Annotated in this window: 22 protein-coding genes; 13 read left to right on the forward strand and 9 right to left on the reverse strand. The window is 61.1% G+C overall.

The features are described from left to right. The first annotated feature begins 481 nt into the window (after positions 1 to 481). Positions 482 to 1,666: an efflux RND transporter periplasmic adaptor subunit gene (locus BV911_RS00005; protein ID WP_371587666.1), complete on the forward strand. Its 1,185-nt coding sequence runs from the start codon at positions 482 to 484 to the stop codon at positions 1,664 to 1,666. A gap of 18 nt (positions 1,667 to 1,684) precedes the next feature. Next, a complete protein-coding gene (locus BV911_RS00010; RefSeq protein WP_086051540.1) occupies positions 1,685 to 4,864 on the forward strand; it encodes an efflux RND transporter permease subunit in 3,180 nt (1,059 codons plus the stop codon). A gap of 54 nt (positions 4,865 to 4,918) precedes the next feature. Here the strand turns inward: BV911_RS00010 and mprF are convergent, their stop codons facing one another. The 5 genes from mprF to BV911_RS00035 form a co-directional block, all read right to left on the reverse strand. Beyond that, a complete protein-coding gene (gene mprF, locus BV911_RS00015; protein ID WP_168183941.1) occupies positions 4,919 to 7,519 on the reverse strand; it encodes a bifunctional lysylphosphatidylglycerol flippase/synthetase MprF in 2,601 nt (866 codons plus the stop codon). Continuing rightward, positions 7,503 to 7,826 carry a DUF1003 domain-containing protein gene (locus tag BV911_RS00020; protein ID WP_086051542.1) on the reverse strand — a complete coding sequence of 108 codons (324 nt, stop codon included), beginning with the start codon at positions 7,824 to 7,826 and terminating at the stop codon, positions 7,503 to 7,505. Before BV911_RS00020 ends, mprF begins: the two co-directional genes overlap by 17 nt. A gap of 45 nt (positions 7,827 to 7,871) precedes the next feature. Then, positions 7,872 to 8,843, reverse strand: a complete 972-nt coding sequence (locus BV911_RS00025; protein WP_086051543.1) for a Gfo/Idh/MocA family protein — start codon at positions 8,841 to 8,843, stop codon at positions 7,872 to 7,874. A gap of 133 nt (positions 8,844 to 8,976) precedes the next feature. Next, a complete protein-coding gene (gene rpoH / locus BV911_RS00030; protein WP_086051544.1) occupies positions 8,977 to 9,873 on the reverse strand; it encodes an RNA polymerase sigma factor RpoH in 897 nt (298 codons plus the stop codon). 130 nt (positions 9,874 to 10,003) lie between these two features. Further along, positions 10,004 to 11,029 (reverse strand): pseudouridine synthase, encoded by a 1,026-nt coding sequence (locus BV911_RS00035; RefSeq protein WP_086051545.1) that lies wholly within the window; start codon positions 11,027 to 11,029, stop codon positions 10,004 to 10,006. A gap of 187 nt (positions 11,030 to 11,216) precedes the next feature. Here BV911_RS00035 and BV911_RS00040 point away from each other — a divergent pair, with 187 nt between their 5' ends. Continuing rightward, the gene (locus BV911_RS00040; protein ID WP_086051986.1) at positions 11,217 to 11,528 is read left to right on the forward strand and encodes a DUF6476 family protein; all 312 of its coding nucleotides are present in this window, start codon (positions 11,217 to 11,219) and stop codon (positions 11,526 to 11,528) included. Positions 11,529 to 11,646: 118 nt separating this feature from the next. Next, on the forward strand, positions 11,647 to 12,408 hold the full coding sequence (locus BV911_RS00045; protein WP_086051546.1) for a DsbA family protein: 762 nt from the start codon (positions 11,647 to 11,649) through the stop codon (positions 12,406 to 12,408). Here the strand turns inward: BV911_RS00045 and BV911_RS00050 are convergent. Together BV911_RS00050 and BV911_RS00055 are read right to left on the reverse strand one after the other, a co-directional pair. Next, positions 12,405 to 13,514, reverse strand: coding sequence for a Gfo/Idh/MocA family protein (locus tag BV911_RS00050; protein ID WP_086051547.1), 1,110 nt, complete (start codon positions 13,512 to 13,514; stop codon positions 12,405 to 12,407). The genes BV911_RS00045 and BV911_RS00050 overlap by 4 nt on opposite strands. A gap of 10 nt (positions 13,515 to 13,524) precedes the next feature. After that, on the reverse strand, positions 13,525 to 14,226 hold the full coding sequence (locus BV911_RS00055; RefSeq protein ID WP_086051548.1) for a GntR family transcriptional regulator: 702 nt from the start codon (positions 14,224 to 14,226) through the stop codon (positions 13,525 to 13,527). Between the two features lie 82 nt (positions 14,227 to 14,308). Between BV911_RS00055 and BV911_RS00060 the strand changes: the two genes are divergently transcribed. From BV911_RS00060 to acs, 4 genes are all read left to right on the forward strand, one after another. Next, positions 14,309 to 15,463, forward strand: coding sequence for an LLM class flavin-dependent oxidoreductase (locus BV911_RS00060; RefSeq protein WP_086051549.1), 1,155 nt, complete (start codon positions 14,309 to 14,311; stop codon positions 15,461 to 15,463). Further along, positions 15,463 to 16,356, forward strand: a complete 894-nt coding sequence (locus BV911_RS00065; RefSeq protein WP_086051987.1) for an aldo/keto reductase family oxidoreductase — start codon at positions 15,463 to 15,465, stop codon at positions 16,354 to 16,356. Before BV911_RS00060 ends, BV911_RS00065 begins: the two co-directional genes overlap by 1 nt. Positions 16,357 to 16,381: 25 nt before the next feature. Next, positions 16,382 to 16,876, forward strand: coding sequence for a flavin reductase family protein (locus tag BV911_RS00070; RefSeq protein WP_086051550.1), 495 nt, complete (start codon positions 16,382 to 16,384; stop codon positions 16,874 to 16,876). Positions 16,877 to 17,165: 289 nt separating this feature from the next. After that, positions 17,166 to 19,130, forward strand: a complete 1,965-nt coding sequence (acs, locus tag BV911_RS00075) for an acetate--CoA ligase (protein WP_086051551.1) — start codon at positions 17,166 to 17,168, stop codon at positions 19,128 to 19,130. A gap of 91 nt (positions 19,131 to 19,221) precedes the next feature. On the opposite strand, the gene BV911_RS00080 is transcribed toward acs, so the two are convergent. Then, positions 19,222 to 19,593 (reverse strand): hypothetical protein, encoded by a 372-nt coding sequence (locus BV911_RS00080; RefSeq protein WP_139840007.1) that lies wholly within the window; start codon positions 19,591 to 19,593, stop codon positions 19,222 to 19,224. 256 nt (positions 19,594 to 19,849) lie between these two features. Between BV911_RS00080 and BV911_RS00085 the strand changes: the two genes are divergently transcribed. Beyond that, the gene (locus BV911_RS00085) at positions 19,850 to 20,140 is read left to right on the forward strand and encodes a hypothetical protein (protein ID WP_086051553.1); all 291 of its coding nucleotides are present in this window, start codon (positions 19,850 to 19,852) and stop codon (positions 20,138 to 20,140) included. Here BV911_RS00085 and BV911_RS00090 read toward each other — a convergent pair. After that, positions 20,137 to 20,394, reverse strand: a complete 258-nt coding sequence (locus BV911_RS00090) for a BolA family transcriptional regulator (protein ID WP_086051554.1) — start codon at positions 20,392 to 20,394, stop codon at positions 20,137 to 20,139. The two genes, BV911_RS00085 and BV911_RS00090, sit on opposite strands and share 4 nt — an antisense overlap. A gap of 97 nt (positions 20,395 to 20,491) precedes the next feature. Here BV911_RS00090 and BV911_RS00095 point away from each other — a divergent pair, with 97 nt between their 5' ends. The 4 genes from BV911_RS00095 (at position 20,492) to BV911_RS00110 (ending at position 25,094) form a co-directional block, all read left to right on the forward strand. Then, entirely contained in the window at positions 20,492 to 21,124 is a 633-nt protein-coding gene (locus BV911_RS00095; RefSeq protein ID WP_086051555.1) for a DnaJ domain-containing protein, read from the forward strand. A gap of 55 nt (positions 21,125 to 21,179) precedes the next feature. After that, positions 21,180 to 22,385, forward strand: a complete 1,206-nt coding sequence (locus tag BV911_RS00100; protein WP_086051556.1) for an NAD(P)/FAD-dependent oxidoreductase — start codon at positions 21,180 to 21,182, stop codon at positions 22,383 to 22,385. An 80-nt stretch (positions 22,386 to 22,465) separates the two neighbouring features. Beyond that, the gene (gene cobS / locus BV911_RS00105; protein ID WP_086051557.1) at positions 22,466 to 23,449 is read left to right on the forward strand and encodes a cobaltochelatase subunit CobS; all 984 of its coding nucleotides are present in this window, start codon (positions 22,466 to 22,468) and stop codon (positions 23,447 to 23,449) included. A 94-nt stretch (positions 23,450 to 23,543) separates the two neighbouring features. Continuing rightward, a complete protein-coding gene (locus BV911_RS00110) occupies positions 23,544 to 25,094 on the forward strand; it encodes a CYTH and CHAD domain-containing protein (protein WP_086051558.1) in 1,551 nt (516 codons plus the stop codon). Positions 25,095 to 25,167: the final 73 nt, after the last annotated feature.

The following is a 25,167-nucleotide window of genomic DNA, read 5'->3' on the forward strand; positions in this document are numbered from 1 at the left end:
GGTTCAGATCCGAGCGGCCGTGCTGAACCGGTTCACGGCCCTCGGAATACCCGTCACGAAATCCGTAGGATAAGTGTGTCTGGGGAAAGGGGGAATGCGGCCCGTTTCAGTTTTGCGCAACAGCGCCTCTTATATGTCTTTTCGGTCGGCCCGCGTGAGGCCTTGAACCCGCCTGAAATGCTGTGCCGTTGCCGCCCCGATCCAATGGGGCCGGATGGGCACAAGTTGCCGTGCCCGAGACGACACCTGCCCACCAAATATGGCGGTTCCGACCGTTGCCCTGCGGACGCCATCCGCACGCAGTCTCAATCCCGGTCGCTTTGCCACGCTTGATCGTGGCCCGTGAAAGGCATAGTTCCGTCGGGAATAACGCGCTTGCGTCCATTTGGACAAAGCGCAGACTCTCAACGGGAAATAGAAATTGGGATCGCTCGCGCGACGCAGGCATTCCAAATTGGGCGGCCCGCCCCGGGAAAATAAGATGAGAACCAAGCACCACTCGAACAGAGATCGCGCACCGATCCGGGTTGCGGCAGCATTGTTTGTCACCCTTCTGATGGCCTCGCCGTTGGTTGCCCAAGCGCCGGGGGGCGGGGAACGCCCGCCCGCCGCGGTCACCGTGGTGACATTGTCGGCAACCGACGCGACCTTGACCGCCACCCTGCCCGGCAGGGTTGTTGCATCCGGCATTGCCGAGGTCCGGCCACAGGTTGATGGCATCATCGTCGAACGGACCTTCCATGAAGGCGATGAAGTCGCCTTGGGGGATCCGCTCTATACCATCGACGCGGCCACCTATCAGGCAAGTGTTGCGGCGGCACGTGCGCAGGTCACCCAAGCCGAAGCGCAACTGCGGACAGCCACGAACGATTCCAAGCGGCTTGAAGAACTCATCTCACGCAAAATCGCCAGCGAACAGAATTACGAGACTGCGATTGGCCAACGGGACAGTGCCGCCGCCGCCCTGCAATTGGCACAGGCCCAATTGCAGACCGCGGAAATCAACCTTGATCGCACCACGGTGCGCGCGCCACTGTCGGGCTATATCGGCCGCACCCTGACCACCCAAGGCACGCTGGTCACCAGTGGACAGGCCCAGCCGCTGGCGGTGATCCGCAAGATCGATCCGGTGTATGTCGACGTCACGCAATCCGCCGCCGAGATATTGGACTGGCGCCGGGGCTTGATGACCAACCGTCTGGCCAATGCCGCGCCAGAGGTGGTGCTGACTTTGGCCGACGGCACGCTCTATGATCATCACGGCCTGCTGACCGTCGCAGAGACCAACGTGAACGAACAAACCGGCGTTGTCACCTTGCGGCTGGAATTCCCCAATCCCGACAAGCTGTTGCTTCCTGGCATGTATGTCCAGGTCGACTTGCCGCAAGGCGTTGCCGAGAATGTGGTCCTCGCCCCTCAAGAAGGCGTGTCTTATGACCGGCGCGGCCTGCCCGTGGCGATGGTCGTCAATGCCGAGAATGTGGTCGAGCAACGCGATCTGGAGGTCCTGCAAGCCCGTGGGTCCGACTGGATCGTCCGCTCCGGCCTGTCGGCAGGAGATCGGCTGATCGTCGAAGGTCTGCAAAAGACCGCGCCGGGTGCGACTGTCGCCCCGGAAGAACGCGGTTCGGCTCAGCCCGCCGCCGCACCAGCCGACGCTGGCTGACCCGGAAAGGATCGCACCATGGCGCGCTATTTCATCGACCGCCCGGTCTTCGCTTGGGTGATTGCAATTCTGATCATGGGGATAGGCGCGCTTGCGGTCTTTACCCTGCCGATCGCTCAATACCCCCAGATTGCCCCCCCCTCTGTCTCGGTGGCAGCAACATATCCCGGCGCATCGGCGGAAACGGTGGAATCCACCGTCACGCAAGTGCTGGAACAACAACTGACCGGGCTGGACGGTCTGCGCTATATGTCGTCGTCGTCAACGGCATCTGGCAGCGCCGCGATTTCCTTGACCTTCGAGACCGGAACCGACCCCGATATCGCGCAGGTGCAGGTCCAGAACAAACTGTCCCAAGCCTCGGCCCTGTTGCCAGAGGCCGTGCAACGACAGGGGGTTCAGGTGACCAAGGGCTCGGCCGGGTTCCTGATGGTCATTGGCCTGATTTCCGAAGATGGCGCGCTTGAGCAGGTCGATCTGTCGGACTTCCTCAACTCGAACGTCGTGGATGAGATCAGTAGGATCGAAGGGGTCGGCGGCGTTCAGGTCTTCGGCGCGCCCTATGCCATGCGCATCTGGCTGGACCCATCGAAACTGGCCGCCTACGAATTGGCCCCATCAAATGTGGTCAGCGCGGTGTCGGCGCAAAACGCGCAAATCTCGGCCGGACAGTTCGGCTCGTTGCCCGCTGTTGACGGCCAGCAATTGAACGCGACCATTACCGCCCAGTCCCTGCTGCGCACGCCCAGCGATTTTGAACAGATTGTCCTGCGCTCGGAAACCGACGGCGGCTTGGTTCTGTTGCGCGATGTTGCCCGGGTCGAGGTTGGCGCCGAAAATTATGCCGCGATCTCGCGATTCAACGGCCAACCGGCAACCGGTCTGGCAGTGCGTCTGGCTGCGGGGGCGAATGCCCTTGATACCGCCGAACTGGTCAAGGCCCGCATGGCCGAACTAGAGGCGTTCTTTCCGCCGGGGGTCGTCTATACTATCCCGTTCGACACCACCCCCTTCGTGCGCATCTCAATCGAGCAAGTGGTCCATACCCTGTTCGAAGCCATTGGCCTCGTCTTTCTGGTGATGCTGCTGTTCCTCGGCAATTTCCGCGCCACCCTGATCCCGACATTGGCGGTACCAGTTGTGCTTCTGGGCACCTTCGGGGTGTTGCAGGCGTTCGGCTTCAGCATCAACTCTCTCACCATGCTGGCGCTGGTTCTGGCCATCGGGTTGCTGGTGGATGACGCCATCGTCGTGGTCGAAAACGTTGAACGGATCATGCATGAAGAGGGCTTAAGCCCGCGCGAAGCCACCCGAAAATCCATGGGCCAAATCACCGGCGCATTGATCGGGATCGCGTTGGTGCTGTCGGCGGTGTTCGTGCCGATGGCGTTCTTCGGCGGCTCCACCGGTGTGATCTATCGCCAGTTCGCCATCACCATTGTTTCGGCCATGGCCCTGTCAGTCGTCGTCGCCCTGACCTTAACCCCTGCCCTGTGCGCAACGATGTTGAAGCATCCCCGCGACCACACGCCATCGCGCGGCATTTTCCGGTTGTTCGGGCAACTGTTCGCGCCGCTGAAGTATCTGGGAAACCAGTTCCAGCGCGGCTTTGACAAGCTGACCGGCGGCTACGGCAATTCTGTCGATTACATCATTCGCCGCCCCTTACGGATCGGCTTGATCTATCTTTGTCTTGCCGGGGCGATGGCATGGATGTTCATCCAGACCCCCACCGGCTTTCTGCCGGATGAGGATCAGGGCATCATGTTCGTCTTCGTGCAAGGCCCGTCAGGAGCCACCGCCGAGCGGACGCTTGAGGTCATGAAGCAGATCGAGACCCATTTCCTGGAGGCCGAATCCGAAAACGTCGACTCGCTGTTTACTGTCGTCGGCTTCAGCTTTGCGGGGGCCGGTCAGAACGTCGGCCTCGGCTTTGTACGGATGAAGGACTGGGAAGAGCGTCTGCGCCCAGATCAATCCGTACAAGCCACCGCAGGTCGGGCCTTTGGCGCCCTCAGCCAGATCCGCGATGCGCTGGTGTTCCCGATCGTGCCGCCCGCGGTGATCGAACTTGGCAACGTTTCAGGCTTTGACGTCTACCTGCAAGCCCGTGGCGGCCAAACCCATGAGGAATTGCTGGCAGCCCGCAACCAGATGCTGGGCATGGCGGCGCAAAGCCCGGTGATCGGCTCGTTGCGGCCCAACGGGTTGGAAGATTCGGCGCAATTTTCCCTCGACATTGATTGGCGCAAGGCCGGGGCGATGGGCGTCAATCCGCAGGATGTCTCGGCATTGCTGACCACCGCTTGGGCGGGCAGCTATGTCAACGATTACCTCGATCGTGGGCGGATCAAGAAAGTCTATGTTCAGGGCGATGCCGAGTCGCGCCGCAACCCGGAAGACATTGAACGCTGGCGTGTCACCAACGCGACGGGCGGTTTGGTGCCGTTTTCGAACTTTGCGGAAGGCACGTGGCGGTTCGGACCGCAGGGCCTGTATCGGTATAACGGCGTGCCCGCGATGCAGCTTCAGGGCCAGCCCGCCGCCGGAATAACCACCGGCGAAGCAATGCTCGAGATGGAACGTCTAGCCGGTCAACTGCCGCAGGGCTTCGATCTGTCATGGACCGGACTATCGCTGGAAGAACGTGAAACCGGCGGACAGGCCCCCTTGCTTTATGCGCTGTCGCTGGCGGTGGTGTTCCTCAGCCTCGCCGCGCTTTACGAAAGCTGGGTCATCCCGGTGGCCGTAATGCTGGCGATGCCGCTGGGTGCGCTTGGGGCCCTGCTTGGGGCCTATTTCGGCGGATTTTCCAACGACGTGTTCTTTCAGGTTGGCCTGTTGACCACCATCGGTCTGACCGGGAAAAATGCAATCCTGATCGTGGAATTCGCCCGGGCACGGCAAGAGGACGGGATCGAACTGTTCACCGCTGTGAGCGAGGCCGCGCGCCAACGGTTCCGTCCGATCATGATGACCTCTATGGCGTTCTCGCTTGGGGTGACCCCGCTGGTCCTCAGCACCGGGGCGGGGGCGGCAGGCCGCAACGCGATCGGCGCGTCGGTTCTGGGCGGCACCCTGTCCGCGACGCTTCTTGGGGTGTTGTTCGTTCCGCTGTTCTACACTTTAATCCGGCGCATTCTGCCACTGAAAGTCGAACCAAAGGCCGCGCCGAACCCCAGTTCGGCGCACAGCTAAACACAGCGCAGCGGGGTCGTCTGGCCCCGCTGCGACCCTTCGGAATGGGCCCGCTCAGTGTTTCAGCAAATTCACCGCACCGCCTGAAATCAGACTGGCGACATCCACCAAGGCCCGCGGAACCTGCATCCCCCCCGGCGCTGCCAGATATTGCGGGGTCCAGACGGGACCGAATTTTTCCTTAAAGGCCCGCAGACCGTCGAAATTATAGAACTCATCGCCGCGACGGTAGATGAAGGTGCCAAACCGGTTCCAAGTCGAGGCCAGCGGATGATCGGCAAGACCCGACAGCGGCGCCGCCCCAAGCGAGAACCACATATAGCCCTGCGCTTTGGCCTCAAGCATGATCCGGGCAAACAGCGCATCCATCAGCACGTTCGACACACCCGGCAAATAGCGCATCAGGTCCACCGACATCTCCGTGCCCACCGGCCCGCGCAACAAGTTGGCAAAGGCAACAATCGCGCCGTCCTTGCGCATCACCGCGCAATCAAACTCGGCAATATAACGCGGATCAAACCGGCCCAGAGAAAAGCCTTTTTCCTGCCCCGATTTCTCTGCCAGCCATCGATCCGACACCAGCTTCAACTCGGGCAGAACCGCCGGGACATCGGCTTTGGGGATCACTTCGAACAGCAAACCATCCCGCTCGGCCCGGTGCACCCCATAGCGCAGATCGTGGCGGGCCTTGCCCTCAAGCGTAAAATCGGCCAGCCGAACGCGCGCCAGTTCGCCGGTTTTCAGCAAGGCCAGACCAAGATCCAGATACAGCGGGAAATTCGCCGAAGTCACGGCGTAAAAGACCGGCCGCCCCCCGGCACGATCAGCCATCTCGGCCAGTTTCCAGACCAGTTCCCGACCCGCCTCGGGGGCGCCGACAGGATCGCCAAGCGATACCCAACTGCGCCCCGAAACGGCGTACATCAGAAACGCTGTGCCTGCCTCATCCACTAAAAACCGCTTGTCGCCCAGCAGCGCGATCTGCGCTTGGGTGTTGGGCCATGAGGTCAAAATATCCCGGACGGATTGGGGAATGGCATCAGCGCCCTTTCGCGTCTGCACCGGTCTATTCAACAAGGAATCAGCCGCAATCGCTGCGATGACAACCGCCAGCCCCATGGTCGCGCGCAAGAATCGCGGCGCATCGCCCGACCACGCAAAGCGCCACCACAGATCGGCCCGGTAATCCACATTGCGGAACGCGATGATCCCGATCAGGGTCAGACTGATCAGGACCATCGCCAGCAGGGCCAGCCAACTGGGGCTGGGCCGGAAATCACGCCAATCCCCCTTGCGATGAAAGGCACCGCGAAACACGATCAGCAGAACCGCGATGCCGGACAGCAACAGCGCCGCCTCCCAATGCGCGCCTCGAAGCATGGAAAACGCAGCGCCGCTGACCAACAGGACCGTCGCGGTGATCCGCGCCAAAGCGATCCGTTTCAGCAGGCCCCGCGCCAATATCAACAAGAACAAACCGGTCAGACTGGCCAGAAGATGTGAGGCCTCGGAAAAGGGCAAGGGCACCACGTCGCGAAGCGCGTCCATCCGGCTGCCCTCGCTGGGCAGGCTGCCGCTGAGCATCAGCACCAACCCGCCCACAAAGACGAGCCCGGCCAGAACCGGCGCCGCCACCGGATTGAGCCGCCGCACGGTCGTGCGAGAGAACCGCAAGATCGGGTCCTGCGCCCGGATGCCTTCGAACGCGGCCAGCGCGCCTGCGGCAATTACCAACGGCACGAAGTAATAAATCAGCCGGTAAATCACCAGCGCGGCAAGGGCTTCGGGCTGTGTCCCCGCCCCCAACCCCAGCAGCACGGTCGCCTCTAACACGCCAAGCCCACCGGGGACGTGACTGGCACTTCCGATCATAACCGCCGCCAGATACAGGGTCACGAAGACGGGAAAACTTGGCAGAATATGGTGCGGCATCAAGACATAGAGCGATCCCGCAGCGGCGGTAATGTCGATCACCCCGACCACCAGCAGCACCAGCGCCGCCCGCCCAGTGGGCAGCGGCAAGTGCCACTTGCCCAGCGTCATCGACCGATTTGACCGCCAGAGCCATGCCAAAACCCCGACAAGACCCACCAGAAGGATAATCCCGACTGCGCGATTAGCATAGGGCAACACCTGATTCAGGAGCGGCACCCCATGCGGATCCATCACCAGCGTCATGCCCACAATGAGGGCAATCGACAAATAGAGCGACGAAAACGCCAATCCGACAATCTTTCCCACGTCCGACACATCCAACCCAAATGCGGCGTAGATTCGATAGCGAACAGGCCCCCCGACCAGAACGTGAAACCCCATGGTGTTGGACACGGCAAACGCAGTTGCCCCGGCAAACATCGCCACCCGCGTCGGCACCCGTCCCGGTGCAACCCGCCGCGACGCCACGACGTCATAAAAGGCCATGCCCGCGTAGCTGATCAGGGTCAGACCGGCACAGAGCCACATCAACCGGTGCGGCATCGTTTCAACGGCGTGCCGAATATCATCCAGATGCACCCGCCCGGTAATGGAATGGATCACAAAAGCCGATAGCGCGGCCAAGGCCAGCGCCGCCAGCGGCCCCAGAACCCGGGGCTGGGTCAGCCGCTGCACCAAGCTGCGGTGCGGTTCGTCACGCGGATCAACGGTCTTGGTCACGGCCCAGAACTTCCAAAATGTCCATTTTTCGCTGCGGCATCTCCGATAGGCGCACCCATTGCCATAGCAAAGGGTCGTCCGACTTCCCATGCACTTGTCGACTCTCCCGTTCGGCCTTCAACTTGATGCCGCAGTCACTTTTTGTACGCAGGCGAACTGTGTCATCCTGACGGTGCTGGCTCATCACGATCAGCAAGGACTGCACCGCCGCGATTCGCGGCAGCGCAAGATTAAACGAGATATAAGGATAGGGATCGAAGGTTTCGGCCCACCCCAGCCAACCATATGCCCATCGTCCCATTTGCATGGTTGATCTAGGATCGGCATTGTCCCGAACGCCGATGGCGCCGGATCACTCCATCGGGACCTGAACCTCCAACACCCGGTCGATTGCCACTTGGGTCCCTTTTGAGAACTCAAGCGGGCACGCATAGGATGCCCCGGTCAGCACCGATGCGTTGAATGCGGCAACCTGCAACTCATAGTGCCGCGCCATGGGAAACCGTTCGGTCACGACCGTCTGTCCGGCCTGATGCAATTCGACTCGGGCCTCACCAAAGCTTTGGGGGTTGAACGGGGCGGTCAGCTTGATCACACCGTCTTCGCCGTGGAAATTCATGTCCTGACGGGGATGCATTCGGGTCGAGATCAGCGCACGATAACTCGCGCGTCCGAACATGCCGCCGATTTCGGTTACCACGTCGCAGCCAGCATCCCAGCGAATGCGCGCCGAGATATCAGACGGCTCTTGCCCGGTAACGAACCGGGTCGCACCCAGCACATAGACACCAATATCGCGCAGCGCCCCGCCGCCCATCGCCGCCTGATTGCGGATATTGCCAGCGTCCCGGTTCATAAAGCTGAAGACGCCGTCGACATGGATCATCGGACCGATCGCACCGCCGGAAATCAGGTCCCGCACACGCTGCCATTGGGGGTGAAAGACGATCATGAAGGCTTCGGCGGCCAACTTGTTCGCCGCGTCCCGTGCCGCGATCAGCGTGTCAATTTCGGGGGCTGTCATCGCCACCGGTTTTTCGGTCAGGACATGCTTACCATGGGCCAACGCCTTTTGGGTCCATGGCACATGCATTGTGTTGGGCAAGGGAATATAGACCGCGTCGATTGCCGGATCGGCCAGCAGTGCATCGTAGCTGTCATGAACCCGCATCTCAGGCGCGATCTGGCGAAACGGAGCGGCCTTGTCTGGCGAAGACGTCGCCAGCGCGACCAGTTGCCCGCCCGGTGCCGCGTGCAGCGCCGGACCCATGTGGTTCCGAGCGAAATTAGACGCCCCTAAGATACCCCAATTCACGTGATCCATAACCCACCTCTTGTGCTGCGTCCGGGACAACGAACCGGACCTGTGCATGAGGTCAAAGGTCTATCACTGATCACGAATTCCGCAAGGCACGCACGCAGGGGCGCCGGGCGACCTTGCGTGCATTGGATAGGCGTTAGATTGTGCCAATCAGGCCTTTTTCCGCGGCCAGATCGCGCATCCGCTTTTGCAGTTTTTCAAATGCCCGGACTTCAATCTGGCGGATGCGTTCCCGGCTGACCTCGTATTGCGTTGACAGATCTTCAAGCGTGATTGGTCGATCCTGAAGGCGTCGTTGCAGCAGAATGTCTTTCTCGCGCTCGTTCAAAACATCCATTGCTTCGGCAAGAAGTTCGCGGCGCACACTTAATTCGTCGGCTTCCTCGTAATTGCCAGCCTGATCGGCGCCCTCGTCCTCCAACCAATCCTGCCACTGAGTCGCGCTGTCATCATCAGACCCAACCATCGCATTCAACGAGGCATCGCCGCCCGACAGGCGACGGTTCATCGAGATGACCTCATCCTCGGTGACGTTCAGATCATTGGCGATCCGGGCGACGTTTTCGGGGCGCAGATCGCCCTCTTCCAACGCACCAATCCGGTTTTTCGCCTTGCGAAGGTTAAAGAACAGCTTTTTCTGCGCCGAGGTGGTGCCAAGCTTCACCAGCGACCACGAGCGCAGGATGTATTCTTGAATGCTGGCACGGATCCACCACATAGCATAGGTGGCCAGACGGAAGCCCTTTTCGGGATCGAAGCGCTTGACCGCCTGCATCAGACCAACATTGGCCTCAGACACCACTTCGGCCTGCGGCAATCCGTAACCGCGATAGCCCATGGCCAGTTTTGCCGCCAAACGCAGGTGCGATGTTACCATCTTATGCGCCGCCTCGGTATCCTGATCTTCCACCCAGCGCTTGGCCAGCATGTATTCTTCTTCCGGCTCAAGCATCGGGAACCGGCGAATCTCTTGGAGATAACGGTTCAGTCCCTGTTCCGGGGATGGCGCTGGCAGGTTCGCGAAATTGGCCATGATCTGTCCTTCTGTCCGTTCTTTCCTTTTTATACGACGTATGCCGCCATTCCCGTCGCGACAAGGAATGTTACTGTGCGCTGACGAACACGTCATTCCCCCGCGGTAACGGAAGAGTGAGACTGCCCCGTTAACGCAAGGAAAGGATCAATTGTTCCATATCAGGCGGCAGAGGGGCGTCGAAGTCGTGACGAACCCCGGTCACCGGATGGATAAACCCCAGTGAGGCCGCGTGCAGGGCTTGCCGGGGAAATGCGTCAACCGCGGCCATGGCCGCCGGGGAAAAGGCTTTGGCTGACATCCGCCGCCGTCCGCCATAGGTCTGATCCCCGATCAGCCCGTGTCCGGCATGGGCCATATGCACCCGGATCTGATGGGTGCGCCCGGTTTCCAGCCAGCAATCGATCAACGCCACCCCTTCAGGATCGCCAAAGGCTTCCACCACTCGGGCACGGGTCACGGCGCGACGGCCCTTTGAAACTTGTACCGCCTGCTTTTGCCGGTCTGCCGGATGACGCCCCAGCAAGGTGGCGATCCGCAGGATATTGCCCGGCTCAAACCCTACCCCACGCAAGCCGCGCAAGCGGGGATCGCCCGCATCTGGCACCCCATGCACCACGGCCCGGTAGTGACGGGTCACGGTATGCGCCTCGAACTGCGCCGCCAGACCGTGATGCGCCTTATCAGTTTTCGCCACCACCAGCAGTCCGGACGTGTCTTTGTCGATCCGGTGAACGATGCCCGGGCGACGTTCGCCGCCAATCCCCGACAGGCTGTCGCCACAATGGGCCATCAATGCATTCACCAGAGTGCCCGAAGGCGATCCCGGCGCCGGATGCACCACCATGCCAACCGGCTTATCGACGACGATCAGATCCGCGTCCTCAAAGACCACTGACAGGGGAATATCCTCAGCCACCAAATCGGTCTCATCACCGGTTGTGACCGTCAGTTCCAGCACATCGCCCTCAGACACCCGCGCCTTTGGGCTATCCAGAACTTGCCCATCACGGCGCACCGACCCATCGGCAATCAGCCGCATCAGCCGAGACCGGCTGAGGTCTTCGGCGGCAGACACATCCCGCGCCAACGCTTTATCAAGGCGGTTGGGCGGATCGGCAGCGATGGTAACGGTCAGATGGCGGGTCGTAGACATATCTATGCTCGGCAAGGGCGGTTCGGCTTCGTCTACGCCTCCTGCCCGGGCTTGTCATCCACTTCCCATCGAAACCGGGCTCACGGCGGCGGCCAAGCCACTTTCCATTGTCGCGCCCGTGCCCTATGCCCAACGTTCAAGGACCATCCGGGCCCGCCCGTCATTCTCGAACCGCGAGCGACCTTTCATGATCGACAATCAGCACTCAATTCAAGAGCCCGCGAACCTGCGGTTTTTGCGCCGTCTGATCACCGGGCTGACCGCGACCATGATCATCGGGATCGCCACCATCGTCGTCCTGCTGGTGCTACGCCTCTCAGGGGCCGAGCCGGTGCCGCTGCCGACCGAGATCACCCTGCCAGAGGGGCAGACCGCAACCGCCGTCACCTATGGGCCGGACTGGTACGCGGTGGTCACCCAGAGTGCCCAGATCCTGATTTTCGACCGCAACACCGGCGCTTTGCGCCAACAGATCCAGATCACACCGGCACCGCAGTAGCGCCAAAGGGACGATCCCGCATGAACCACAGCCTTCATTTTGACCCCAATCCTGAAGTCAAAGATCGCCATGTCGGCACGGCAGGCGTCGTGATGCGCAACTCGGACACGGCACAGCCATGACCGACCCACATCCCCCCAAGCGCAATCGCCGCGGCGTGCTTGCACTGGCGGCGGGCGCGGCCTTCATCGTCGGCCTGCCCCAGATCTGGAGCCGCCTGAAACCGGCCCCACGGGCGCAGCCACATCCGACCTTGCCGGGGTTCCTCGTTCTCGACGCGGGCCCGATTTCAGGCGGCTTTGATCCGTTCGCCGGGCTGATCGATCCCAACGCCGACCGAATTTTGGCGCGCCAGCCGCAGGATGTTTGCACCGCCCTGTTCCAAACGCCACTGCGCCCCGGCGCCGTGCCGGTTGCGTTCTTCACCGACATCAATTGCCCGTATTGTCGAGAAATGGAAAACTGGCTCGCAGGCCTGTCGCCGGATCAGGTCGCCGTCACATGGCATGACCTGCCGCTGCTTGGCCCCTCATCCTTGGCTGGGGCCCGGGCGATTGGCGCGGCAAAACGACAAGGGGCCGAGGCGGCCCTGCGCGCGCGCCTGCACCGGACCCGATTTCAACCTGACGCAGCCTATCTGACGGCGTTGGCCGATGGGTTGGGCCTTGATGCGCCGCAGATGTTGGCAGACCTGACCGCGCCGACCGTCGAAACCCGCATCGCCGAAAGCCTCGGGTTAGCCGACGCGTTCGGCATTGCCGGGACACCTGCTCTGGTGGTGGGACGAACGCTGGCCGTGGGCAATCGCACTCAGCAAGCCTTTGATAGCCTCGTGTCCGACGCTTGGGCCGACCGGGCCAACTGGCCCTGCCCAGGTTAAGCCATCACCGCATCGGCATCGATGCTCACTGCGCGACCTTCTTGCGCCGAGACCTGCGCCGCCTGCCCCATGACCACGGCCATCAGCCCATCCAAAAGCCCAACCTCGGGCTGGCTGTTGCCGCGAACCACATCCAGAAACCGCTGATGCTGATAAAAGGTCGCGCCGTTGTGATCCCCAGCGGCCAATAGCGCCGGGTCCACCGGCACCTGGCGGACGATTGGTGCCTTCGGAAAGCGCGGACTGCGGATCACCAAAGGCAGCGGGGCCTGCGCCGGATCACCGGGCCAAAACCGCAGCGGCCCGGGCACTTTGGCTTCAATCTTGCCCAATGGCCCGACGACGGAAATCTCTTCCTGAAACTCGCTGCCTTCGGCAAACATGCACAGATCCAACATTGCCCGCACGCCGTTGGCAAAATCGACAATGACAAAGGCGTTGTCCCAAATGTCGGGGGGACCATCGCGCAACGTTTCATCCAGATGGTTCACCGCCTGACTGCCCGAGGCCATCACCCGCACCGGTTCCGCACCGACGATCAAGCGCATCAGGTCAAAGAAATGACAGCATTTCTCGACCAACGTCCCACCAGTGCGGCTGTTATGGCGGTTCCAATGGCCGACCTTGTGCAGGAACGGAAACCGGTGTTCGCGAATGCTGAGCATACGGACCCCGCCCGTCGCCGCCTCGGCCTCTGCAATCACGGCGGCCACGGGCGGCATATAGCGGTATTCCATCGCCACCCAAATCGGCGCGGCATAGGTCCGGGCCAGCCGCACGATCCGGGGTCGGTCGGCCGGATCGGTGAAGAGCGGCTTTTCCACCAGTACCGGCAGGGGACGCCCCGCCGCGATCTGTTCCAACTGCGCCAAATGACAATCATTCGGACTGGCAATCACCAGTCCATCCAGATCATCCCGCGCCAACAGCGCCGTCAACGACCCTTCGGGTGTCGCCCCGGGCACCAGCGCCAAAGCCATCGCCTGCATCGCCGTGTCCGGCTCATAGATCGCGGCCACCTCGGCCCCGTTCAGCAAGGCGATGTTACGAAGATGCTCTTGGCCCATCATGCCACTGCCAATCAGCCCGTATCTCGCCCTGCGCATTCCGACCTCTTTACCGGTTGCGCGCGACGTATTGCGCGCGTTTGGGATTAAACCACGTCTGAGAGATTTCCGGACAACTGCCATCTGCGGTCCGGCTTTGGCGTTCGAAATGTCCGCAGGCCGCGCCGCCGGTCATCCCGGTTTCAGCGGCCCAGCCCGGCATTTCGCCCAGCGAAATTCGATCTTCCACCGCCGAAATCCATAGGTTCAACCGGGTGCGGTAAAAGAAATACAATGACTCGGACAGATCCGAGAGCCGCAAATCCGGGGCCAGCCCGGCATCGAGCCAGATTTCTTCTGCCGCGACCGGCGTCTGATCAAGGCAGCGAATTCTGCGAATGCGATAGGCCGTGGGTCCGTCCCCAAAGGCTGGCAGCCCGTCGGGCTTGGCGCAATGATCCAGCCCGATCACCCGCGCCCGGGGAAGCCCGCCCCCCTCTCGCCGCTCCAAAGGAAACAGGGCGTAGATTGCCGGACCAAGCGCCCCGACTTCGACATAATTCCCCGATCCTTGCACCGCCCGGATCACGCCCTGCATCTGTAATTGCTTCAACGCCTTACGCAGGGTGCCCACCGCCATGCCCAACTGCGCCGCAAGCTGCCGCTCCGGCGGCAGGCGAACGCCCGGTGCATAGCGGCCAGCCGTGACCTCCCGGATCAGAAATTCGCTGACCTGTAGGTATTTCGGAAGGGCGGTCGGATCAGCCAGCATCGCAGGTCCTGAACAAATTGATCCACTATTGATGCATTGAAAGCGACCTGCTAGGCAAGGATCATCTTGCGGGAGGTCTGACATGTCTGTTGTCCCTGTAACCTCTGCGGATCTGGACGCTTTGGAAGTGTCTTGGTTCGCGGCCCTATGTTCCGATGACTTTGCCTATCTGGGGGTGCCGGACGGCGCGTTGCGGTCCAGTTGGGCGCATTGTTCCGCGATCCTGCAAGAGGCCGAAGCGCAGGGATTTCGGAACATCCTGTGTCCATCGTCCTATCAGGTCGGGCAAGACACACTAAGCTTCGTGGCGGGCGGTGCGGTCCTCACCGACCGGATCAACATGCTGGCCGCGGTGCGCTGCGGCGAGATGCAGCCGATCATGCTGGCCCGAACCTTGGCCACGCTGGATCACATGCTGGAAGGTCGCCTGACCGCGAATATCATCTCATCAGATTTCCCCGGCGAGGTCGCCGACAGCGCCCACCGCTATCAACGCTCGCGCGAGGTCGTGGAAATCCTGAAACAGGCATGGACCCGGGACCGGATTGACTATCACGGCGACATCTACCAGTTCGAGAACGTCCCGACCGACCCTGCCCGCCCCTACCAAATCGGCGGGCCGCTGCTGTATTTCGGCGGCTATTCCCCGGCGGCACTGGAATTGTGCGGCCAGCATTGCGATGTCTATCTGATGTGGCCAGAGCCCAAGGCCCAGTTGGCTGAGCGGATGAAAGCCGTGCACAGCGTCGCCGCCCGCTATGGCCGGACCTTAGATTACGGCTTGCGGGTGCATGTGATCGTGCGCGACACCGAAGCCGAAGCCCGCGAGTATGCTGAGCATCTGACCTCCAAGCTGGACGATGACTATGGCAAGCTGATCCGTGACCGCGCCCAAGACAGCGGGTCCTTGGGGGTATCCCATCAGGCCCGAGCGCGGGAACTGGCCGATCAGTTTGGCTATGTTGAGCCGCACCTCTGGACCGGGATCGGGCGCGCACGTTCGGGCTGCGGCGCGGCCATTGTCGGCTCCACCGATCAGGTCCTCACCGAGATCGAGGCCTATCAGAAAATGGGTCTGCGATCGTTCATCTTCTCCGGCTATCCGCATCTGGACGAATGCCAAAGCTTCGGTGCCCGCGTGTTGCCGCATCTGAAAACCTGTTCGTTGCCGCATGTCTATGGTCGCGTGCCCGCCACGCCGCCCGCAACGCCGTTGGCAGTGGGACCCCGCCGATGATCCCGCGCGTGACCCTCGCCCCCGGGTTGGATCTGTCCCGTCTTGTCTATGGCATGTGGCGTCTGGCCGATGACCCCGACACCAGCCCGGACCATGTTCAGGCCAAGATTGAGGCGTGCCTCAGCCAAGGCATCACCAGCTTCGATCAGGCCGATATCTATGGTGGTTATACCGCCGAGGCCATTTTAGGCCGGGCCTTGAAAGCCGCGCCACACCTGCGCGATCAGATGCAGATCGTGACCAAATGCGGCATCAAGGCGGCCGCAGGTCGCCACGCCGCCACCCGGATCAAGCACTATGACACCTCACGCCGTCATATCATGGCCTCGGTCGAGAGTTCTTTGACCGATATGGCGATTGAGCAAATCGACGTGCTGCTGATCCACCGACCCGATCCATTTCTTGACCCCGACGACACCGGCGCGGCCTTGGACGCGTTGGTCACATCCGACAAAGTCCGCCATGTGGGCGCGTCGAATTTTGCGCCACATGACTGGCAACTGCTGCAATCGCGGATGTCCAATCCGCTGATCACCAACCAGATCGAAATCAGCCTGCTGGCCAGTTCGCCCTTTCGCAATGGCGAGATTGCATTTCTGCACGAGCGTCGGATACCGCCCATGGCATGGTCGCCCTTGGCTGGCGGCGCATTGTTCAGCCCCGATCACGGGCTGCTATCCCAGCGCCTAAGCCAAATCGCCGCCGCGCAAGGGGTTGCGGCCTCCGCCGTCGCCATCGCGTGGCTGTTGGCGCATCCAGCACAGATCCTGCCGGTTTTGGGCACCAATAACCTTGACCGGATTGCACGAATTGGCGAGGCATGTCAGGTATCCCTCGACCGCGAGACGTGGTTTGACCTCTATTCTCTCGCGCTGGGGCGAGAGGTTCCCTGACCCCGTCGGAGCCAAAGGCGCAGCCATGACCAGTTTCAAACCCGGACCCGACACACGACGCCTGTTCCGGGACGCCTTGGGCACCTTCGGCACCGGCGTCACCATTGTCACGACGCGCGGCCCAGACGGCCCCTGTGGGATCACGGCCAACAGTTTTGCAAGCGTCTCGCTTGATCCGCCGCTGGTCCTGTGGTCCGTGGATGTCGGATCGGATCGGGCCCGGATTTTTTGCGACGCAACCCATTCGGCAATCCATGTTTTGGGCGCACACCAATCGGACACGGCCCGCCATTTTGCCAAATCCGGGCACCGCTTTGAGGGGCTGGACTGGTCCGAAGGCGAAACAAATGTCCCCTTACTGCACGGCGCGCTCTGTCGCTTTGATTGCGAAACCGTGGCGGTTCATGATGGCGGTGATCATAAGATTTTGGTGTCCAAAGTCTTGCACACAACCTTGGCACCGGGCGAACCACTGCTGTTCCACGGCGGACGATTTGGACGCATTCATCACCACGACTAGCCAACAGGCCGGTTCGGCTGGGCGTTATGCCCGGCGACTTGGTCAGGCCGCGACAGCAAATTGAGGAGGCCCGCCAACGGCTTCGCGGGCAGACGCCCCTGCGCCAGAAACAGGCACATAACACAGCTTTTCTGACCCATCCGCGCAGCAGAAAATATTTTTACAAAAAAACCGTTCGATTACCGACGCTTATTCACAGCGTTTCCGAAAGTGGTAAGGTGTCCGCGAGGATGCGTCAAACTGCGGCTTCGCGGCATCACAGCAGAACGCAAAGATAGGGAGAACTGCCATGACCGGTCATAGTCACGACGACAAAACTTATCCGCCAAGCGACGACTTCGTCGCCAACGCCCATATCGACGCCGACACTTACACCAGTATGTACGCGCGATCGATTTCCGACCCGGATGGGTTCTGGGGCGAGCACGGAAAGCGGCTCGACTGGATCACCCCTTATACCAAGGTCAAGAACACCAATTTTGATCTCGATGCGCTTGAGATCAAGTGGTTCGAAGACGGCACTTTGAATGCCTCGGTCAATTGCGTTGATCGCCATCTTGCCACGCGCGGCGATCAAACGGCGATCATCTTTGAGCCGGACAATCCCGACGAGCCAGCCCAGCACATCACCTATAAGATGCTGCACACCGAAGTCTGTAAGATGGCCAATATCCTGAGCGATCTGGGTGTCCGCCGCGGCGACCGGGTCGTCCTCTATTTGCCGATGCTGCCAGAGGCGGCCTATGCGATGCTGGCCTGCGCCCGGATTGGCGCGGTTCATTCCATTGTTTTCGCCGGATTTTCGCCAGACGCCCTGTCCGCCCGGATCAACGGCGCGGGCGCAAAGCTTTTGATCACGGCCGACCATGCCCCCCGTGGCGGACGCGCGACAGCGCTGAAATCCAACGCCGATGCCGCCCTACTGCACACCAGTGACGATGTGCGGATGCTGGTCGTGAAACGCACCGGCGGTCAGACCACTTGGGTGGACGGTCGCGATTTCGATTACAATGCGCTGCGCGAGACTGCAAAGGACAGCTTCACGCCCGCCGAGATGAACGCCGAAGACCCGCTGTTCATCCTGTATACCTCTGGCTCCACCGGTCAGCCGAAGGGCGTGGTCCACAGTACCGGCGGCTATTTGGTCTATGCGGCCATGACCCACGAATATGTCTTCGACTATCACGAGGGCGACATTTTCTGGTGCACCGCCGATGTCGGCTGGGTCACCGGCCATAGTTATATTATCTACGGTCCACTGGCGAATGGGGCCACCACGGTGATGTTCGAAGGCGTCCCGACCTATCCCGATGCCAGCCGGTTCTGGCAGGTCTGCGACAAGCACAAGGTAACCCAGTTCTACACGGCCCCCACCGCAATCCGGGCCTTGATGGGCAAAGGCGCCGAATTCGTCGACAAGTGCGATCTCAGCTCACTCAGGTTGCTGGGCACGGTTGGCGAGCCGATCAATCCCGAGGCGTGGAACTGGTATAACGAACATGTCGGCAAGGGCCGGTGCCCGATTGTCGACACCTGGTGGCAGACCGAAACCGGGGGGCACATGCTGACCCCGCTCCCCGGCGCTTTTGCAACCAAGCCCGGCTCGGCCACCCTGCCCTTCTTCGGGGTTCAACCGGTGGTCTTGGACCCGCAGACCGGGGCCGAAATCACCGAGACAGCCTGCGAAGGCGTGCTGTGCATCAAGGACAGTTGGCCCGGCCAGATGCGCACCATTTATGGCGACCATGACCGGTTCGGGAAAACTTATTTCTCGGATTACAAAGGGCACTATTTTGCCGGCGATGGCTGTCGCCGCGATGCGGACGGCTATTACTGGATCACCGGGCGCGTCGATGACGTGATCAACGTGTCAGGCCACCGGATGGGCACAGCCGAGGTCGAATCCGCGCTTGTCGCCCACCCAAAGGTCGCCGAGGCTGCGGTTGTCGGCTATCCGCACGACATCAAAGGGCAAGGCATCTACTGCTACGTCACCTTGATGAACGACATTGAGCCGACCGAAGAGTTGCGCAAAGAACTGCGGGATTGGGTTCGGAACGAAATCGGCCCCATTGCCAGCCCCGACCTGATCCAATGGTCGCCCGGACTACCCAAAACCCGGTCGGGCAAAATCATGCGCCGCATCCTGCGCAAGATTGCCGAGGACGATTTCGGCGCCTTGGGGGACACATCGACCTTGTCAGAGCCCGCGGTCGTCGACGAATTGATCGAGAACCGGATGAACCGAAATTAAAACTCATGGCGGGGCATCTGCCCCGCCATGACGCCGCGGTCCGGTCGCGACGTTGCTCAATCCCTGAGATAAAGGGATGATCCTTTGCGGCCTATCCGAGCGGCACCAAAAAGACCTCACGGCCATGCACCGCTGCGCGGAAGCATTTGCGGTCCGCAGCCACTTTCAGGTTCGGCTCGGTTAAAGAGGTGCACAGCACCCCCTTGCGATAGACCCAGCCGCCCACAAATGGTCGCCCCAAAGCCCGCCCCACCAGAATGCCATCGGGCGCGACGGTGACATCCACGCCGCTGCCTTTCAGACGTTGCCCCACCACCGCCGCTTCAAATTCCCGGCTGCTGTCGATCAGGTCCATGGCGTGCAACTGGGTGTCATCGCTCGCCGCCATCGTCGGCGGACGCAGCGCGGTAGACGAACAGGCGGCAAGCGCGAGCAGAATGGAACACAGCACAACCTTGAACATTTTCAACACCTTTTGACGACCAAAACTCAGACGGGCCACCACCCAGAACCGGCTCCGTCCCCCGCCATAAATACGGCAAAACCGTTGAAAATTGTTCCCATTTCCTTTGATTTGGTTAACGGATCGGCGGGCGACGGCGCCGCCCTGTTGCACGAGAGCGACTGTTGCCCTACGGCAAAGCTGGAAATGCGGTATCCCTCTTTCCATGCCAAACGCCCCGACCATACAAAGGCGAGGCAAGTCTCGGGGGGCCTCTATGACCACAATCACCTATAAGGTTCTTCCTGCCCCGGCTCGGGCGCGGAAAATCAAGGGCGGCGGCACCGCCGAGGACCGCTTTGCCGACACCCTGTCGGAGGTGTTGAATACGCAAGCTCAGGACGGCTGGGAGTTTCTTCGCGCTGAGACGCTGCCATCCGAAGAGCGCGCCGGACTGACCGGCACGCGCAATGTCTTTCGCACCATGCTGGTGTTCCGCCGGGCCATCGACATCTCAGAAGATCAAGCCACCCGCGAAGCCCTGCGCCTTTTAGAAGATCGAAGCTAGCCCGCGATCTCTAACGCTAGGGCGTGAATGCGTCCCACCAGATCAGGGCCGATCGCCCGATGAACGGCTCTGTGGCGATCCAGCCGGGACATCTCGGCAAAGATCGGCGCAGAGATCAACACACGAAAATGACTCTCGCCACCATCTTGATAGCCGGAATGGCCGCGATGATCTTCACTTTCGTCAAAGACTTCAAGGCGATACGGGTGAAACTCGGCCTCAAGGCGACCGTGAATCTGCTGCGCAACTGTCATTTTTATCTGCTTCCCTCTTTTTCTTCCGCTCAGAAAGGTTAGACTGCCCCGCCTTGGGTTGGAATGCCCAAAGGAACGAGTCGGAAAGGTAGTGCCCATGTCCAGAGATGATCCCTTCGGATTCGATATGTCGATATCATCCGCTAAGAAGAAGAAGACGCGCGGAAAGCGGGGCATGTCTGGGGCGTTTGAGACCTCACAGCGGGCGTGTGAACATCCCGGCTGCGACCTGACAGGCCAATATCGCGCGCCCAGATCCCCGGATTCGCTGGATGATTATCTGTGGTTTTGCAAAGATCACGTGCGCGAATACAATTTGAAGTGGAATTTCTTCAACGGGTCCACCGAAGACGAAATGGACGCGCAAATTGACAAAGATCGCGTCTGGGGACGTGAGACCAAGCCGTTCGGTAAGAAATCTGACGAACAACGCGCTTGGGCCCGTCTGGGCGTCGAAGACCCGCATCAGGTGCTGGGCGAAAACGCGACCAAGAACCCCGGAAAGTCGATCACCGGCACCCGGCGGCTGCCGCCGACCGAGCGCAAGGCTTTGGAGATTTTGGAAGCCAAGGACCATTGGACAAAAATCGAAATTCGCAAGCAATACAAGAGCCTCATCAAGGTGTTACACCCCGACATGAATGGCGGAGACCGCAGTGACGAAGAGCGCCTGCAAGAAGTGGTCTGGGCGTGGGATCAAATCAAGGAAAGCCGGTCCTTCCGGGACTGACACCACCGCGCGGCAGGCCTTGTGCCCCCCGCGCAACCAAGGCTTGCAGGGTTAAATGTCTGAAAAGGTTGATCACGTTCCGGTTCTGATTATCGGAGCAGGTGCCGCAGGAATGATGTGCGCGGCCCATTGCGGGCCGGGCGCTGTCGTCATCGAGCACTCCCGCACACCGGGCGAGAAAATCCGCATTTCCGGCGGCGGGCGCTGCAATTTTACCAACCTGAATGCAGGCCATGGGAATTTCATCTCATCCAACCCGCATTTCGCCAAATCCGCCCTCAGCCGCTATACCCAGTGGGACTTCATCGCATTGGTCGACCGGCATGGGATCGCGTGGCATGAAAAAACCTTGGGGCAATTGTTTTGTGACCATTCTGCCCAAGACATCATCGACCTGCTGATCGCAGAGATGGACAGTGCCGGCGCGGAGATGTGGCTGAACACGCGCCTTGAATTGCTGGAGCGGGAAGGCGACGGCTTTGTCGCAACCCTAAGCCGCGCCGGGCAGGAATTTCACGTGTCGGCGGATCGGGTCGTGGTGGCCTGCGGCGGCAAATCCATCCCCAAGATCGGTGCCAGTGGTCGCGGCTATGAGGTCGCTCAGGATTTCGGCCTGCCAGTCACCGACACCCGCCCGGGCCTCGTGCCGCTGACATTCAGCGACAGTTTCGCGGATCTGGCAGGGGTCGCCTGTGACGCCCGCATCGCCTGCAACGGGACCGCGTTCGACGAAGCCTTGTTGTTCACCCATCGCGGTCTCTCGGGACCGGCGATCCTGCAGATTTCCAGCTATTGGCGGGAACAGGACGAAATCACCGTCACCCTTCGCCCCGAGATCGACCTGATGGCCGAACTGCGCGCTGCCCGCGCCAAAGCCGGACGCCGCGATGTTGGCACCGCTTTGGCCGAGATCCTGCCCAAGCGACTGGCAAGTCAAATGGGGGCCTTGTCCGGCGTCACCGGCCGTCTTGCCGACTTGTCCGACGCTCGCCTTGCCACTCTGGTCGAGCAGATCACCCAATGGCGCTTAGTGCCCAGCGGCACCGAAGGTTACCGCAAGGCCGAGGTCACGTTGGGCGGGGTCGACACCGCCGCCCTATCGTCCCGCACGATGGAGGCGAACGCGGTTCCCGGGCTTTATTTCATCGGCGAGGTGGTCGATGTGACCGGCTGGCTGGGCGGGTATAATTTTCAATGGGCATGGTCCAGCGGTTGGGCCGCAGGCACGGCCATTGCAGCAGCGCGCGCGGCCGGCCAGTAACAGCCGTCATGCGCGGCCCCCTCTTGCCCTCCTGCCCAATATGTTGCACCACCAAGCTTGACTGAGGCAGCAAAATAGCAATGGCGGACGGCATGGATGTGAACACGAAACCGACTGAGGAAATTTCCGTTCGCGAGGTTTTTGGCTTCGACACACCGATGAAGGTCAAAGCCTTCGCCGAGTCCAGTGATCGCGTGCCAGACATTGATCCGACTTATAAGTTCGACCCGGACACCACCTTGGCCATTTTGGCAGGCTTCGCATATAACCGCCGGGTCATGATCCAAGGTTATCACGGCACCGGAAAATCGACCCATATCGAACAGGTGGCCGCACGCCTGAACTGGCCCACGGTCCGGGTCAACCTCGACAGTCACATCAGTCGTATCGACCTGATCGGCAAGGATGCCATCAAGTTGAAAGACGGCATGCAAGTTACCGAGTTTCAGGAGGGGATCCTGCCGTGGGCATTGCGCACCCCCACCGCGATCGTCTTTGACGAATATGATGCAGGCCGCGCCGACGTCATGTTTGTCATTCAGCGCGTGTTGGAAACCGACGGCAAGCTGACGCTTCTCGACCAGAACAAAGTGATCACGCCGAACCCCTATTTCCGGATTTTCGCCACCGCCAACACGGTCGGCCTTGGCGACACCACCGGTCTTTATCACGGCACCCAGCAGATCAACCAAGGCCAAATGGACCGCTGGTCGCTGGTCGCGACCCTGAATTATCTTAGCCACGATGCGGAATGTGCCATCGTTCTGGCGAAATGCCCGCATTACAATACCGAGAGTGGCCGCAAGACCCTTGGCCATATGGTCACAGTGGCTGACCTGACCCGCACCGCCTTTATGAACGGTGAGCTATCTACGTTGATGAGTCCCCGGACCGTCATCACATGGGCTCAGAACGCCGAAATTTTCCGCGATGTCGGCTATGCGTTCCGCTTGTCGTTCCTGAACAAATGCGACGAGCTAGAGCGGCAGACCGTGGCCGAGTTTTATCAGCGCTGCTTCGATCAGGAATTGCCCGAAAGCGCCGCCAGCATGAGCCTCGGATAATGCCTCTGCCGCGTCGCGTCGGGCCACCGCGTGGATCACGCCATATCCGACGCGCACGGCTTCCAATGCTCCGAAATTAGGATGTGACGGACCAATGACCGAGATCGAGCTGAAGCTGCTGATTGACGACAGGGAACTGCGCCGCCTGCGCAGCCTTGTTCGCGATCTGGCCGGATTGGAGGCTCTGCCGACGGCTCGGTCCTTGCGGAGCATTTATTACGACACCCCAGATCTGGCCCTGAAAGGCGCAGGCATCGCCTTGCGGCTGCGCCAGGATGGTCGGCGCTGGGTTCAGACCGCCAAGGCCGGTCGTTCGGGCAATGGCGGCGTTCAAACGGTGCAGGAAGCAGAATGCAACGCCCCCGGCGGTCGTCTGGCACTGGACGCCATCCCTGACCATGACCTGCGCGCGCATGTCTTGGCCACCATCGGCGATGCGGATCTGGCGGCCGTGTTTGAGACCCGAATGAAGCGCATCAGCACGGTTCTGACCCGGGCCAATGGGGCCAACGTTGAGGTGGCCTTGGACAGCGGCAAGATCGTCGCGGGCGAACGCTCTGAACCGCTGTGCGAACTGGAATTGGAACTGATGAGCGGCGATATCGGCACGCTGTTCGATCTGGCGCAGGACATGTTTCCCGAGGGCGGCTTGCGTTTTTCGCGCCATTCCAAGGCCGCACGCGGGTTCATGCTGATGAAAGACGGCGTCATTGAGCCGCCGATCAGTCCGCGAAAGGCTAAAAAGGTCCCGCTCCGGCCCGCTCTCTCGGCAGAACTGGCCGCCCGGGACATTCTGCGCGAATGTTTTGACCAGATCACAGTCAATCTGGATGTAACCCGGGACACGGACCGCCCCGAAGGCCCGCATCAACTGCGGATTGGCCTGCGCCGGTTGCGCAGCGCGTTTGGCGTGTTCGCGCCAACCATCGGCGGCGCCGAGGCTAATCGGCTCAATCACGAAGCCCGCTGGCTGGCCAAAGTCGTCGGCACCCAGCGCGATCTCGACGTGGTCATCGATGATCTTTTGGCCCCCGAGATAGCGAATTTCCCGAATGAAAAAGGCTTTGACGTTCTGGCCGAACGGCTGCGCGCTTGTCAGGACACCAACCGTCATGCGCTGCGGCAGGAGCTTGACGGTATTCGGGTGCAGAGCTTTGTGCTGGGTCTGGCCCGGTTTATCGAAACCCGCGGCTGGCTGGTTGCCGGCGATTATGCGCAGACCGGGCGTTTGGCGGAACCGGTCGACACGCTGTCCGCACGGGCGCTGGACAGGCTTTGGGCCAAGACCCGCAAACGGGCGCGCGGCATTGAAACCCTCGACATCGAAGCCCGGCACGACCTGCGCAAACGCCTGAAAAGCCTACGCTATGCCGTCGAATTCATGCAGCCGCTATACCCCGGCAAGCGGGTGGCGTCCTTTGTCAAACGCATGGCGGCCCTACAAGATATTTTTGGCAGTCTGAACGATCTGGCGATGGCGGAAGCCATGCTGACCGGCCCCGACGCCCCCGGCGCCGACAACCCCGATGCCCAGCGTGCCGCAGGCTTGATCCTTGGCAGCCGGACCGTTCAGGCCGAACACACGTGGCACACAGCCAAGGCCTTATGGACCGACCTGTCCGAAACCCGGCAGTTCTGGCACTAGAAGGCCGCACCCCCGTCTGGTCATCGCCGCGCAAACCCGCCATAACTGGCGGCATCCATTGCGATCGCCGAGG

This window comes from Pseudoruegeria sp. SK021 (assembly GCF_002119405.1).
Lineage (GTDB): Bacteria > Pseudomonadota > Alphaproteobacteria > Rhodobacterales > Rhodobacteraceae > Meridianimarinicoccus.